Raw genomic sequence first — 13,732 nt, 5'->3', positions numbered from 1 at the left:
CAAGCATTAATCCACGCCGCAACCGCCGACTGCATCTCCTGACCTCCGACCTCTGAACCCCGACCTCTGAACCCCGACCTCTCCCTCCTGATGGCTGAACTCAAAACATTCGTGTTCACCGACATCAGCGGGTCCGTCCGGCTGAAGGATGAAATGTCGGGTCGGAGCGTCACCGAACGCGACATGGCGTTCATCAACTCGATCCTCACGCCCCACCGACAGCGGATCGAGGCCGACCTCGAATCATATGGCGGCCGCGTCGTCTCCACCGCCGGTGACGGTCACTTCCTCGTCTTCGAACACACCGTCGGCGCCGCGCAGTGGGCCGTCGCGGTGCAAAAGAGCCACCAAGACAATCCCATCGACACGCCCAAGGGCGAGCATGTCGAAGTCCGCATGAGCATGCACGTCGGCGTGCCGCAGATTGACCCCGGCGATCGCGACAACTTCGTCGGCAAAACGGTCGACTACGCCGCGCGGCTCAACGACTACGCCACTGGCGGCCAAATCTTGGTCAGCCGCAGCGTGATGGCGATCCTCGACGACGTCGGCCTCGAAGATGTGCGGCTCCATTTGCACGGCCGCAAGGGGCTGAAGGGGATCGGCAGCGTCGAGATCCATGAGCTCCTCTACGACGACCACGGCCCCCGGCCGATGCGGAACCAGCCGAAGACGAATGCCGAACGGCAGTGGACGGTCGTGCCGACGCAAGGCTTCGAGCGTTCCACGTCCGGCGGCAGCGTCGGCGTCGCCGGCCAAACGGCTCTCAAGCGAGTCGGCAACTACGAACTCGAACAGGTCATCGGCTCCGGCGGCATGGGCGACGTTTACAAAGCCCACCACACCCAGTTCGGCCGCGTCCGCGCGGTGAAGGTGATCAAGTCGCAGTATGTCGGCGCCGGGCACGAAGACGTCGTCCGCCGCTTTTACAACGAAATCAAAGCGGTCGGCCGGCTCGAACACAAGAACATCGTCGTCGCGATCGACTCCTCGGCGCCTGCCGACAAGGTTCACTATCTCGTGATGGAATTCATCGAAGGCGTCAGCCTCGATGAAATGGTCACTCGCCATGGGCCGCTGCCGGTTCCCGAGGCGAGCGAGATCATCCGCCAGGCGGCCCGCGGCCTGCAGTACATCCACAAGCACGAGATGGTCCACCGCGACATCAAGCCGTCGAACCTGATGGTGACGCTGGTCGACGCCGATCAAATCTCCGGCGACTCAACCGTCGCCGACGCCGACGACGGCGAACGGGCCGTCGTGAAGATTCTCGACCTCGGCCTCGCACTCTTGGCGGACGACAACCACGACCGCCTCACGCGCCTCGACCATAAGGCGATGGGGACCGGCATGTACATGCCCCCAGAGCAGTGGCGGACGACCAGCGTCGACATTCGCGCCGACGTCTACAGCCTGGGCTGCACGCTCTACCACCTGCTCGCCGGCAACCCGCCGTTCTTCGATTCCGATCTTCGCCCGGAGAAGGCCCACGAAAAGTCGGCCGTCCCGCCGATTCGCAACGCGATGCAGCCGCTGCCGCGCAAGCTGTGGGACGTGCTGCAAAAGATGCTCGCCAAGCGCCCCGAAGACCGCTACGCGACGCCGGCTGAAGTCGCCGCTGCGCTGGCGCCGTTCGCCGAGGGCCACCAGTTGGCGTCGCTCGTTCGCGGGCTTGAAGGGGATCAAACTGTCTCGAACGCCCTGACGCCGACGAAGCCGAACGGCCACTCGAAGGCCGAGACTTGGCGTTCGCGACCGTGGTTCAACTCGGATCGGTTCCGGCCGGATCGCAGGATTATTTTCACGAAGCTGCTGCCGCTGCTGCTCCTGGCCGGCGTCGCCCTCGGGGCCGTGCTACTGATCCAGCACTCGCAACGCGAGGCCGCGCGAGCGGCCGAAGCGAGTCGCGTTGCCCGCCAGCGACAGATGGAGCAAAGCGCCCGCGATGCGGTGTCGAGCTACGCCAAAACGGCGGCCAAGACGGTGGCGGCGGAACTCGACAAGCGGTTTGCGGTGCTCAACGCTGAGGTGAAGGATCCCGAACTCATTCGTATGGTTCGCTCGCTTAACTCGCTCCCCGACGACGAGAAACTTCGCGCCGATCCGGCCAAAGTCGAGCAGCGGAAGCTACTGCTCGATGAACTTCAGGTGTGGATCACCAAGCTGCCTCACAAGCATGGCGCCAAGTTGAAGATCGTCGAAAGTTGGTTTGTGCAAGATATCTACGGCACTCAAATCGCCCGCACGCCCGAAGATGATTCCAGCTTTCTGAAACCGTACTGGTATCGCGACTACTTTCACGGCAATCTGAAGGATCGCGATAAGACTAGCGAAGACGAACGCCTTGCAACCAAGCCGATCGAGAACGAGCACCTCTCCTCGGTCTACTACAGCACGGCCACGAAACGTCTTAAGGTGGCGTTTTCGGTGCCCATCCGCGACGACGGCGTCGACGAAACGGGGCAGCCTGCGGGCGAGGCGGGGAAGGTGATCGGCGTCTTGGCGCTGTCGATCAATCTCAACGACTTCGACGTGATCGACCCCGAGCAAGCCGCCGGCAGCGACGTCGTGCTCATCGACCTGCGTAACGATTGGGTCAACGGCGAGAATCACGGCCTCATTCTGCATCACCCGCGGCTCGACAAGGGCGAGCTCGCTCGCGTCGAAGGCGATCTGATGAAGACGATCGACGCCGCCGACCCGCTGAAGTCGCCTGAGTTCGACGGCGCCAAGCACTTCCTGATTGGATACGCCGATCCGCTCAAGAGAGATAAGAACTCCGACCAAAAGTATTGGGGCGCCTTTGAGCCGATCCGCTACGAAATGCGGACCAGCGAAAGCGACGACGCCGACACAGAACGGTTCGGTTGGGTGGTGCTCGTCCAGAAACCGATGCCGGATGATGCGTCGCCCGTCAGCGTGCTGCCTCCCGCGGCGCCCGCCGCCCCCGCTCCTGCAACCGCCCAGTAAGGCCGGCGTTCGCATGGGCCCCGCCGCACGCCGGCGGCGGACGGCTACATGCCGATCGCGTGATGGCGTATACTGGAAGCAGCGGGCGGCGTTCGTCGCCCCGTCACTTCGAATGAGCCGCAATCCGGATCCCGCGCGATGGACAAGAACCGAGTACTCGACGCCCTCCACACGCTGCAGTCCGAACTCTCCGGCGCCAACACCCTCGATGACGCCTCGCGGCAATCGCTGCTGGCGATCACCGCCGACATCCACCGCAAGCTCGAAGCGGACGACGACGTGCCGTCGGAAGAGGGCGAATCGCTCGGCGGCAAACTGCAGGACTCGATCCTTGAGTTCGAAGCCGAGCACCCGCAGGTGACCGCCGCCGTGAACCAGGTCGCCGCCGCGCTAGCGAACCTCGGCATCTAACACGGGCTCCGCCCACTCATTCCCGGCGCCCCTCAGCACTTCGGACTGGTCGCTTAAGCGACCAGTCCAGCCCCAACGCTGGATTGCGCCTATCAGCTGCGCCGTGCGGCCGCGAACCCCGCTTCCCGCAGACCCCTCCCAACCGGTAGTGTCAAACTCCCCCCGCGCCGATATCATAGCGCGTTTACGCCGGCTGTTGGTTATTGCCGGGGGCGAGGACGCCCCGGCTCGCGGCGGAAGTTGCCTGCAGGCGATTTCGACGCTGCCGACCGCCCACTGCTCACTGCCTACTGCTCGCTTCCTCTCATGAAAACCGACGAACTTCGCGACAAGTATCTCAGCTTCTTCGAGTCCAAGGGACACCGCCGCGTCGCCAGCGACGTGCTCGTCCCCACTTGGGATCCGAGCGTGCTGTTCACCCCGGCGGGCATGAACCAGTTCAAGGATCACTTCCTCGGCAAGGTGAAGCTCGAGTTCACCCGCGCCACCAGCTGCCAGAAGTGCCTCCGCACCGGCGACATCGAGAACGTCGGTCGCACCGCCTACCATCACACCTTCTTCGAGATGCTGGGCAACTTCAGCTTCGGCGATTACTTCAAGCGCGAAGCGATCAACTGGGCCTGGGAATTCCTCACCGACAAGAAGTGGCTCGCCCTCGACCCGTCGCGGCTCACGGTCACCGTCTACAAGGACGACGACGAAGCCGCCGGCATCTGGCAGAAAGACATCGGCCTGAAGGTCGACCGCATCGAGCGCTGCGACGAGGATGAAAACTTCTGGCCGGCGAGCGCCCCCAGCCAAGGTCCCGATGGCGTCTGCGGCCCGTGCAGCGAAATCTACTTCCATCCCGACCAAGGCAAGAGCGTCGAGATTTGGAACCTCGTCTTCACGCAGTTCAACCGCGTCGGCGATCCGCCGAACAACCTCCGTCCGTTGCCGTCGAAGAACATCGACACTGGTATGGGCCTCGAGCGCACCGCCGCGACGCTGCAAGGCGTGCCGACGAACTACCATATCGACACGCTCTTCCCGATCGTGCAAGCCGCCGCGGAAATCTGCGGCGTGAAGTACGAACTCGATAGCGATGCCGGCCGTCGCTGCCGCCGCATCACCGATCACGTGCGGGCCTGCACGTTCGCGATCCACGAGAATGTTTACCCCGGCCCGCAAAAGGAAAAGTACGTCGTGAAGCGGCTCCTCCGCCGCGCGGTGCTCGACGGCCACCAAATGGGCCTGCACGAGCCGTTCCTCCACAAGCTCGTCCCCGCCGTCGTTGCGGCGATGAAGGGCCCGTACCCCGACTTGGTCGAAACGGCCCAGCGCGTCGCCAGCGTCATCGAGAAGGAAGAAGCCAACTTCTTCGGCACGATCGACGCCGGTCTCAACCGCATCGAGCGGGCGTTCGACGACATGCGCAAAGAGAACCGCACGCGGGTCGAAGGCGCCGTCGCCGCCGAGCTCTACCAGACGTACGGCGTGCCGCCGGAGCTGTTCGAGTCGCTCGCCGCCGAGCATAACCTCGCCTTCGACTGGGAAGGCTACGCCCACTCGATGGAGCAGCATGGCGAAGCCTCGGGCAAGGTGCAGCACACGGTCATGGGCGCCAAGGGCCCGATCGATTCGCTGAAGCACGCCCTCCACTCGACCGAATTCCTCGGCTACGACACCACCGTCGCCGACGCCGTCGTGAAGGGGATCATCACCGGCAAAGCGCCAAACGACCACCTAGTCGACAAGCTCGATGAATCCCCATCAGCGAGCCGGGGCGTCCCCGCCCCCGGCGCCCCGGTTACCGACACGGTCCGCGTTATCCTCGACCGCACCCCCTTCTACGGCGAAAGCGGCGGCCAGGTCGGCGACGTCGGCAAGCTCGTCGGCGATGGCTTCGAGTTCGAAGTCATCGACACTCAGAAGGACGGCGCGCTGATCGTCCACATCGGCCACCTCCGCAAGGGAACGATCCGCGAAGGCGCTAAGGTTCGCGCCACCGTCGACGACGCCCGCCGCGACGCGATTCGTCGCGCCCACTCGGCGACGCACATCTTGCACTATGCCCTGCAGAAGAACCTCGGCTCGCACGCTCAGCAGCAAGGCTCGAAGGTGACCGACGACGAACTGCGGTTCGACTTCACGAACCTCAGCCCGGTCGAAAGCACGCAACTCGCCGCGATCGCGAAAGACGTCGTCGAACGCGTCGCCGCCGGCGCTCCGGTGAAGTGGGAAACGCTCCCGCTCGCCGACGCCCGCAAGCAAGGCGCGATGATGCTCTTCGGCGAGAAGTATCCCGACCCAGTCCGCATGGTCTCGATGGGCGACTTCAGCCGCGAACTCTGCGGCGGCGTCCACCTCAACAGCACGAGCGACGTCGGCGCGTTTGAAATCCTCAGCGAAGAGGGGGTCTCGGCCGGCACGCGGCGGATCATCGCCCTCACCGGCAAGAAGGCGACCGACTACCGCGCACGGCTCGAAGCGGAAGTAAAGAAGGCCTCCGAGAAGCTCGGCGTCGCCGGCTACGATCTGCCGCACGCCGTCGAAGCCCTCATCGAAAAGCGTCGCGAACTGAAGCGAGCCCTCGAAGCGGGCGTGAAGCCGAACCTCGCCGCCGCGCAAGCCACGGTGAAGAAGGTCGCCGGCGACACGGCCGAGTCGATGAAGTCGATCCTCGGCGAAGCCGCCCGCCGCATGTCGGTCGGCCTGCTCGGCGTCGCCGAGCGGATTGAATTGATGGCCACGGAAGTCGAATCGCTCGGCCAACGGCTTGCCCAACGCGAAGCCGCCGGCCCGCTGTCGGCAGACTCGTTGCTCGAAAAGGCGACTACCGCCGACGGCGTGACCGTCGTCGTCGCCGACGTGCCAGGCGTCGAGCCGAACCTAATGCGGCAGCTGATCGACCAGATTCGCCAGAAGCAACCGCTGTCGGCGGTGCTGCTCGCCACGACGCAGGGCGAAGACAAGGTAACGCTGGTCGCCGGCATCTCGAAGCAGTTGCAAGAACGTGGCCTCAGCGCCGGCAAGTGGATCGGCCCCGTCGCGGCCGCGGTGGGCGGCGGCGGCGGCGGACGCCCCGACCTCGCCCAAGCCGGCGGCAAGGATCCGGCGAAGCTCCCCGCCGCCCTCGACGTCGCCAACAAAACGATCGCCGAGATGCTCAAGGCGTAGTGCTAGCAGTAGCCGCGGGTCAACGACCCCGCCGGAGCGAGTACAAATCAATGTCGAATGTGGAATGCTGAATGGGGAACGCCATGCTGCTAAACCGCAGCATTAGAGTCTTCACCCCATTCCCCATTCAGCACTCCCCATTTGTATCCGCTCCAGCGACTCGTTGAGCCGCGGCTACTTCTCCATCTTCCGCGACTGATTCATCTCGCCATTTTTCCGGACTTTCCAATCGAGATTGTCCCTGCCGGCAAACTCTCTTAAGATGAAGGCCAACTGCTCTGGGAGAGGCAACTCTCGGAGACTTCTCAAGCTGAACGTCTGGATGCGTTTAGCTCACTATTTGGCGAGGCGGCAACGTTTCCTGGGAGGGAATCTCCTCGCAGGCGGAGTTTGGTCATGGCTGACGTTTGTGAAGAGTGGGGCGTCGACGTTTCACGCGGCCCCGATTGGTTGTTCCTGCGCCTACGCCCCGGCAAGACTGAGCCGGCCGGCATGGCCGACAAAATTTGGTCGCTCGCCGATCGTCACTTCGTCTACCGGCTCGTGCTGGAGATGAACGATGTGTCGATGATCCCGAGCCACCTGATGGGGCAACTCGTGATGCTCCAAAAGCGCGTCCTGCAGCGCGAAGGCGCCCTGCGGCTCTGCGGCCTGTCGAAGGAATGTGCCGAAGCGCTTCGCTTCTGCCGCCTCGACCAAGCGCTGCCGAACTTCGCCTCGCTTGAAGACGCCGTGAAAGGCCAACGCCGCCACGCGCCGCACTTCGCGAACGCATAAGTCGCAGCGTGATCGCAAGTAGCCGCGGGTCAACGACCCGCCGGAGCGTTGATCGTTTGGGCTAGGCATTACGAGTACCGCTCCGGCGGCTCGTTGAGCCGCGGCTACAGTACTTGCTGCGCGCTACCCGCCGCAGGCCTTCCGCAAATCACGCAGCATCCCGAGCGTCGGCTTCGGGTTCCCCTTGCCGTCAAACAACCCCCCGTGCGGGAACTCGTGCGGCTCGTGATCGGTTAGCTGGTTCCATAGCACTACCTGCACCGAGGTCCGCCCCAACAGCAGCGGCGCCACGCTCGAGGCGAGCGCTAGTTGCGAGTCTTGCTGCGGCGCATCGGGCGAGTGAACCAATTCCGCCGCGATCGTCTTCGCCGCCAGCGGGTCGGGCAGATCGCCGCTCGGCGCGGTGAGCAGCACCATTAGCGGCAGCCCCAGCTGGCTCCACTGGTCGATCAACTTGCCATATTCAAACGTCGGCCGATGGCTGCTGCCGCGCGGCCAATAGCCGGAGTTGATTTCGAGCCCGAAGCCCGAGATCCCCAAATCAGCCCGCACCAGCGCATCCGCGTAGTGGAGTGGCGCCAAGTCGTGTTCCTGGTCGACCAGGTACTCGCCCCACGGTTGATCGAACGACACGACGACCGGCGTCCGCGGATCGATCTTTCGTACCACCTGCACCGCCTGGGCGACGAGGTTCAGCCGGCTCTCTTCATCGAGCGACAGCAGCTGCCCGTTATTCACCCGCGACGCGACATGCCACAGGTGAACCCGGCCGGCATAGCGCGACACGACCGCTTTCACGTGGTCGAGCAGCAGCCGCACGAGGTTGTCGTCGTCGCCTTCCCACAGGTACATCCAGTCGGGAACGCCGCGATCGTCAAGGCGGAGCAGGGGGCCCATCGCCACCTTCAGGCCGGCCGTTTGGCACCAGCCGAGCTGTTCGTCGGTCGGCTTCCAGTCGCGTTTGCCTTCGCGCGATTCGATCGCCCGCCACCCGACGGGCAGTTGCACGATGTTGCAAGCATCGACCAGTTGCCGCTTCACCTGCACCGTCGGCGCCGCGGGGCCGAGGCTCACGCCTAATAGGGACGCGATCGGCGTCTGCCGTTGCCGCGAGTTGATCGTTTGTTCGGAGTAGGCCCGCACTAGTTGCTCTGAAACGGTGAGCGCCAACGCGATCGCCTTGTTCGCCGCTTCCGCTGACGAGGCCACGTCTTTCTGCGTCGTCGCCGCGCGCGAGAAAAGCCGCGTCGCTTCCTGCAGACGCTCGGTCAGCTCGGGGGGCGTCTTCATCCCCAGCCATTCCCAAATGAACAGCCGCGAACGAATCCGCTGGATCAACCCGCGGGCGAGTTCGACGTCGAGCAGGTAGGGCCGCTCACGCTCGATCAGCGTGCTGGTGCCCAGCAGATACTGGCCATGGCCGTCGACAACCCACGGGACGTAGGTGTAGCCCGAATCGTCGACGCCTCGTTGAATGACGAGCGTTTCCCCGTCCCAGCGCGAGCTGGTTTGCCAGGGAATGTCTTCGTTGCCCGCGACATAGATCCGGGGGAGGCCGCCCGGGGGAATTCGGTCGCGGCGATGCAGATGGAACCGCATCTGTCCCATAGTCGAGGCCTGTCGTGGAAAGGGCGAAAGCGTGGTGTCAAAGTGCGGTGGCTTGGCGGCCGGTGTTGTGCCCTTGCCAGAACGACGAAGTCCCTTCGTCCACTTCAGTTTACAACTGCCGTGCGGGGGTCACAACTCCACGCGGCCGGCCGCAAATCCGCCGCAGAACCCTGTGGAGCCCTGTCACCCTGAGGTACTCCGAAGGGTCCGCTCTGCCTACAAATGCCCCGTCGCAAATCCCCCCACCCCACAACGCCCATTTAGCCGCGTAGCGGTAGCCCGCGCGGGTGCCACTGGCATCCTGCCAGTGCGAAGTGCCAAAAGAGCACGCCCAACCCGGCGCTCCACCCCACGCCAGTCGCCTGAAAGACAATGCCCCAGGCTTGTCCGGACCCAGAAGTTCCACCACCAGTCCACACCTGACTCTCCAGGCGGCTAAAGTCTGCCGGCATCATTCGGGCGTTGACGCCGTTAACCGCCTCACACTGGCAAGATGCCAGTGGCACCCGGCGGGATGGAAAACCCATCAACGCCCCGGCATCCCACCGCCATGGACGCCAACTCACTACATCACCCACCCCGCCTTCCGATATACTCGCCTTCCGATAACTGCTTCGCTCCCCGGAACTCGCCGCCATGTCCGCCCCCGTCATCGAAACCAACCTTCCCGGCCTCCCCGTCACCCGCGGTAAGGTCCGCGACGTCTACGACCTCGGCGACCGCCTGCTCCTGGTGAGCACCGACCGCATCAGCGCGTTCGACTGGATCCTGCCGACGCCGATTCCCGACAAGGGCCGCGTCCTCACGCAGGTGAGCAACTTCTGGTTCCGCTCGCTGCCGATCGACCACCATCTCATTGAAACCGACGTGCGGCAAATGGATCTGCCCGCCGGCGCCGACCTCGACGCCCTCGCCGGCCGCACGATCCTCGTCCGCAAAACTGAGGTCGTGCCGATCGAGTGCGTCGTCCGCGCGTATCTCAGCGGTTCGGCCTGGGCCGAGTACCGCCAGCATGGCGGCGTCGCCGGCATCTCGATGCCAAGCGGCCTCCGCGAATCGGAACGCCTGCCAGCGCCGCTGTTCACCCCCGCCACGAAAGCGGCCCAAGGCGATCACGACGAAAACATCACCTTCGCCGAAATGCAGGCGATCATTGGCGTCGAGCTGGCCGAGCAACTCCGCCAACTGAGCCTCGACGTCTACGCCCACGGCGCCCGCCGCGCTGCGGAGATCGGCATCATCCTCGCCGACACGAAGTTCGAGTTCGGCATCGTCGACGGCCAGCCGATCCTCATCGACGAAGTGATGACCCCCGACAGCAGCCGCTTCTGGCCCGCCGATGGCTACGCGGTCGGCCGCGGCCAACCGTCGTTCGACAAGCAATTCGTCCGCGACTGGCTCTCCGCAAGCGGCTGGGACAAAAACAGCCAGCCGCCGCAGCTGCCGACCGAGATCGTGGAGAAGACGCGAGCGAAATACATCGAAGCCTGCGAACGCATCACCGGCGAAAAGTTCCTCTGGGCGTAGCAGAAGGTTTCGGCGTCGGCAGATCAGCTAGTCGTAAATCCTGCTGACCTCGCGCTGTCTCTCGACAGCATCGGCTTGGACTTGCTCGTTGGGGCTATTTAGGCCACTGGACGTCGCATCCATCTGCAACTCGCGCAGACTATGGCCGAACAAGCCGTCTATCCACGCGCATCCTGCCATGCTGGCCAGGGCCAGTGAGCCGAGTAGGGACAGCATCGAGCGCTTGCATCTCATCGAGGTGAAATAGAGATTGCCGCGGCTGAGCTCAAGGCTGCTTTCGTGCCGGGGCGCCGTACTGGCCGACGAACAGGCACTTTTCGCCGCCTATCTCCCCCCATTTCGCCAATGTACAATGGAGCCCCCGCCCGACCTTGCGGCTCCAGCGGCAGATTCGTAGTCTCCCCTCGGCCCATTGCGCGCCCCAGGCTCCTCGTTCCCACGCTCCGCGTGGGAACGCCCCCGCCGACGCTCCGCGTCGCGCCCAGGAGATCGAGGCTGCCGCCAGCGTGAGGCACGAAACTAACGCATGCCGCAGAGCGGCGATCCCCACGTTCCCACGCGGAGCGTGGGAACGAGTATCGCATCCACATTCCACATTCCGCCTTCCCCATTTCATTCATGCTCCGCTACTGGACCGCTGGCGAATCTCACGGCAAAGCGCTCATCGCGCTCCTCGACGGCTTTCCCGCAGGCGTCGCGATCGACGAAGAACCGATCAACGTCGAACTCCGCCGTCGCCAAGGCGGCTACGGCCGCGGCGGCCGCCAACGCATTGAAACCGACACGGTCGACGTCCGCACCGGCGTCTGGCACGGCGTCACGCTCGGCAGCCCGATCGCGCTCGAAGTCGTCAACCGCGACTACAAACTCGAACGCCTCGAAGATCTCCCCCGCCCGCGCCCCGGGCACGGCGATCTCACCGGCGCCGTGAAGTACCTCGGCTCCATCCGCGGCATCCTCGAACGCGCGAGCGCTCGCGAGACCGCCGTCCGCGTCGCCGCCGGCGCGCTCTGCAAGCAGCTGCTCGCACCGTTCGGCATCACCGTCTTCGGCTTCGTTGCGGAAGTCGGCGATCAGAAAATTGAACCGGTCGCTGGCACGCTTGAAGAGTTGAAAGCGATTCGCGACGAGAGCGAACTTTACGGCCTCAACCTCGAACGCGACGACGCGATCAAGGAACTGATCGACCGCGTCGGCAAAGAGGGCGACACCCTCGGCGGCATCGTCGAGGTGCAGGTCCATGGCCTGCCGTTCGGCCTCGGCACGCACGCCCAGTGGGATCGCAAGCTCGACGGCCGCCTCGCCCAGGCGGTGATGGCCGTGCAGGCGATCAAGGGGGTCGAAATCGGCCTCGGCTTCGAAGCCGCCCGCCGCCGCGGTTCGCAGGTGCACGATCCCATTCACTACGACGAATCGAAGAAGCACACCCACACGCTCGGCTACGAGCGCCCGACGAACAACGCCGGCGGTCTCGAAGCCGGCATGACGAACGGCCAAACGCTCGTCATCCGCGCCGCGAAGAAACCAATCAGCACGCTCCGCAAGCCGCTGGCGTCGATCAATCTCGATACCAAGGAAGCCGAAGGCGCCAGCTACGAACGGAGCGACGTCTGCGCGATCTCCGCCGCCAGCGTGATCGTCGAAAACGTCGTCGCGATCGAAATCGCCGCGGCCCTCGTCGACAAATTCGGCGGCGACAGTTTGCAGGAGATGCAGGCCCGCTACAAGCTCTTCCAAGAAATGGCAGCTGAACGGTAGGAAATGTCAGTGGTCCGTCGTCAGTTGTCAGTGGTGAAGACGGTAACCACTCGCCAGCAACTGACAACGGACCACTGACAACTGACAAGATCGAACAGGATGTTCGCTTTCCACGAAACCACGCGCAAACGGATTTGCCGCACGGGCTTCTTCGCCCTGTGCTTGGCGCCGACGTGCGCGACGGCTGCGTGGATCGTCGACCATCACCTCCCGTGGCGCCAAGCAGCCGCCGCTCGTCGGCTGAGCGATCGCTACCATCTCCAAGTCCAACTCTCCGACTACCGCGAGCCGCGCCCCAATTTTCTCCGCACCGCCTCGGCGACGGTCGCTGATCCCCAGGTCGCCGCGCCGCTGCTCAAACTCACGGGCGTCGAAACACATCGCGGCGATACGCTCGCGCTCTCCATCGACGAGCTTGCGCTAAGCGTCGCCGACCTGCCAGCGCTCGCTGAGCGACTTGAATGGTGGTTCCAGCGAACTGCCGCTCGCCGCATCGATTTGCTCGTGAAGCGAGTGACGCTCACCGCTCCGGTAATCACGCAACTTCACCAACTGCGAGCGACCATCGAGCGCGACGCCGCGGGCAAGTTGGGATTCCGCTTGATCGCCCACACGACCGCGACGCCGGCCGCCGACGCCAAGCCGCTCAAGCTGTGGCTCGAGACGCCCGCCGCAACCGAGGATGGCGCTCCCGAACACGCCGTCGTGACGCTCGACACCGAGCAGAACGCGCTCCCCGCATCGCTCCTGGCGCCCCTCGTCCCCGGCGCCGCGGCCCTCAACGACACGGCAACGTTCACCGGTAGCGTCGAGTGGAAGAGCTCGCACCCGCTCGGCGGTCCGACGACGCCCGCGTGGGAAGGCGATCTTAAGGGGCAATTCACTGGCGTCGACCTGGCGCGACTGATCCCGCAAACTTCGTCGCACAAGCTACAAGGAACCGCGACGCTCGAACTGGCCGACTGCCGCTGGCGCGACGCAAGGTTCACGCATCTCGCCGGCACGCTCGTCGCCGCACCGAACGCACGGCTCAACGGCGCGTTCCTATTCGCGGCCCGCAAATACCTCGTTTGCCGAATTTCGTCCTCCCAGCCAACGCTGCAGGCCGCCGCCGAGCGATACGCCTACCCCTATCTGCATCAAGCGGAAGAACTGAAGCAGCATGCCGCAGCAGACGCGGCACTCGCTGAAGACTTTCATCTGCTCGACCGCTTGGCATGTCAGTTTAAACTCGACGCGACCGGTCTCATTATCGCGCCGCCATCGGAAGAGGCTGCGACTGCAGACGCGACCGAAGCCATCGCCGTCGCCAACGGCCATCCGCTGCTCCTCGCCGCAGCAGACGCGAAGGCTGCCGCCGAATCTGGATCATTCACTCCCGTAAGGCTCCCCGCCGCCTCCTGGCTACAGTTCATGGCGAACTCCACCTCCCTGTGGCTCCCCTTCACGCCCGAAGCCGTCGAAACCGCCCGCCGCCTCCCGCGCCCGGAGTAGCCGCGGGTCAACGACCCGCCGGAGCGGC

General features: G+C 64.6%; 8 protein-coding genes. 7 read left to right on the top strand and 1 reads right to left on the bottom strand.

Annotation, left to right across the window (positions count from 1 at the left end; all coding sequences use genetic code 11):
* Positions 1-90 precede the first annotated feature (90 nt).
* The 4 genes from PLANPX_RS21640 to PLANPX_RS21625 all read left to right on the top strand — a co-directional run bounded on the left by PLANPX_RS21640 (position 91) and on the right by PLANPX_RS21625 (position 7,317).
* Positions 91-2,970: a protein kinase domain-containing protein gene (locus tag PLANPX_RS21640; protein ID WP_152100738.1), complete on the top strand. Its 2,880-nt coding sequence runs from the start codon at positions 91-93 to the stop codon at positions 2,968-2,970.
* 138 nt (positions 2,971-3,108) lie between these two features.
* The gene (locus tag PLANPX_RS21635; RefSeq protein WP_152100737.1) at positions 3,109-3,381 is read left to right on the top strand and encodes a DUF4404 family protein; all 273 of its coding nucleotides are present in this window, start codon (positions 3,109-3,111) and stop codon (positions 3,379-3,381) included.
* A gap of 306 nt (positions 3,382-3,687) precedes the next feature.
* The gene (gene alaS / locus PLANPX_RS21630) at positions 3,688-6,540 is read left to right on the top strand and encodes an alanine--tRNA ligase (RefSeq protein ID WP_152100736.1); all 2,853 of its coding nucleotides are present in this window, start codon (positions 3,688-3,690) and stop codon (positions 6,538-6,540) included.
* A gap of 396 nt (positions 6,541-6,936) precedes the next feature.
* On the top strand, positions 6,937-7,317 hold the full coding sequence (locus PLANPX_RS21625) for an STAS domain-containing protein (RefSeq protein WP_152100735.1): 381 nt from the start codon (positions 6,937-6,939) through the stop codon (positions 7,315-7,317).
* Between the two features lie 123 nt (positions 7,318-7,440).
* Here the strand turns inward: PLANPX_RS21625 and PLANPX_RS21620 are convergent, their stop codons facing one another.
* Positions 7,441-8,925: an endo-1,4-beta-xylanase gene (locus PLANPX_RS21620; protein ID WP_152100734.1), complete on the bottom strand. Its 1,485-nt coding sequence runs from the start codon at positions 8,923-8,925 to the stop codon at positions 7,441-7,443.
* 636 nt (positions 8,926-9,561) lie between these two features.
* Here PLANPX_RS21620 and PLANPX_RS21615 point away from each other — a divergent pair.
* From PLANPX_RS21615 to PLANPX_RS21605, 3 genes are all read left to right on the top strand, one after another.
* A complete protein-coding gene (locus tag PLANPX_RS21615; RefSeq protein ID WP_152100733.1) occupies positions 9,562-10,452 on the top strand; it encodes a phosphoribosylaminoimidazolesuccinocarboxamide synthase in 891 nt (296 codons plus the stop codon).
* A 618-nt stretch (positions 10,453-11,070) separates the two neighbouring features.
* Positions 11,071-12,210: a chorismate synthase gene (gene aroC / locus PLANPX_RS21610; RefSeq protein ID WP_152100732.1), complete on the top strand. Its 1,140-nt coding sequence runs from the start codon at positions 11,071-11,073 to the stop codon at positions 12,208-12,210.
* 99 nt (positions 12,211-12,309) lie between these two features.
* Positions 12,310-13,704 carry a hypothetical protein gene (locus PLANPX_RS21605; protein WP_152100731.1) on the top strand — a complete coding sequence of 465 codons (1,395 nt, stop codon included), beginning with the start codon at positions 12,310-12,312 and terminating at the stop codon, positions 13,702-13,704.
* Positions 13,705-13,732 lie beyond the last annotated feature (28 nt).

Source organism: Lacipirellula parvula (assembly GCF_009177095.1).
GTDB lineage: Bacteria > Planctomycetota > Planctomycetia > Pirellulales > Lacipirellulaceae > Lacipirellula > Lacipirellula parvula.
The sequence above is the reverse complement of the archived record's forward strand: the minus strand, read 5'-3'. Positions and strand labels throughout refer to the sequence as shown.

Bases quoted from the DNA above. Each gene is read 5' to 3' on its own strand.
- aroC (WP_152100732.1), top strand. From the start codon at position 11,071: ATGCTCCGCTACTGGACCGCTGGCGAATCTCACGGCAAAGCGCTCATC.
- PLANPX_RS21640 (WP_152100738.1), top strand. From the start codon at position 91: ATGGCTGAACTCAAAACATTCGTGTTCACCGACATCAGCGGGTCCGTC.
- PLANPX_RS21615 (WP_152100733.1), top strand. From the start codon at position 9,562: ATGTCCGCCCCCGTCATCGAAACCAACCTTCCCGGCCTCCCCGTCACC.
- PLANPX_RS21625 (WP_152100735.1), top strand. From the start codon at position 6,937: ATGGCTGACGTTTGTGAAGAGTGGGGCGTCGACGTTTCACGCGGCCCC.
- PLANPX_RS21635 (WP_152100737.1), top strand. From the start codon at position 3,109: ATGGACAAGAACCGAGTACTCGACGCCCTCCACACGCTGCAGTCCGAA.
- PLANPX_RS21605 (WP_152100731.1), top strand. From the start codon at position 12,310: ATGTTCGCTTTCCACGAAACCACGCGCAAACGGATTTGCCGCACGGGC.
- PLANPX_RS21620 (WP_152100734.1), bottom strand. From the start codon at position 8,925: ATGGGACAGATGCGGTTCCATCTGCATCGCCGCGACCGAATTCCCCCG.
- alaS (WP_152100736.1), top strand. From the start codon at position 3,688: ATGAAAACCGACGAACTTCGCGACAAGTATCTCAGCTTCTTCGAGTCC.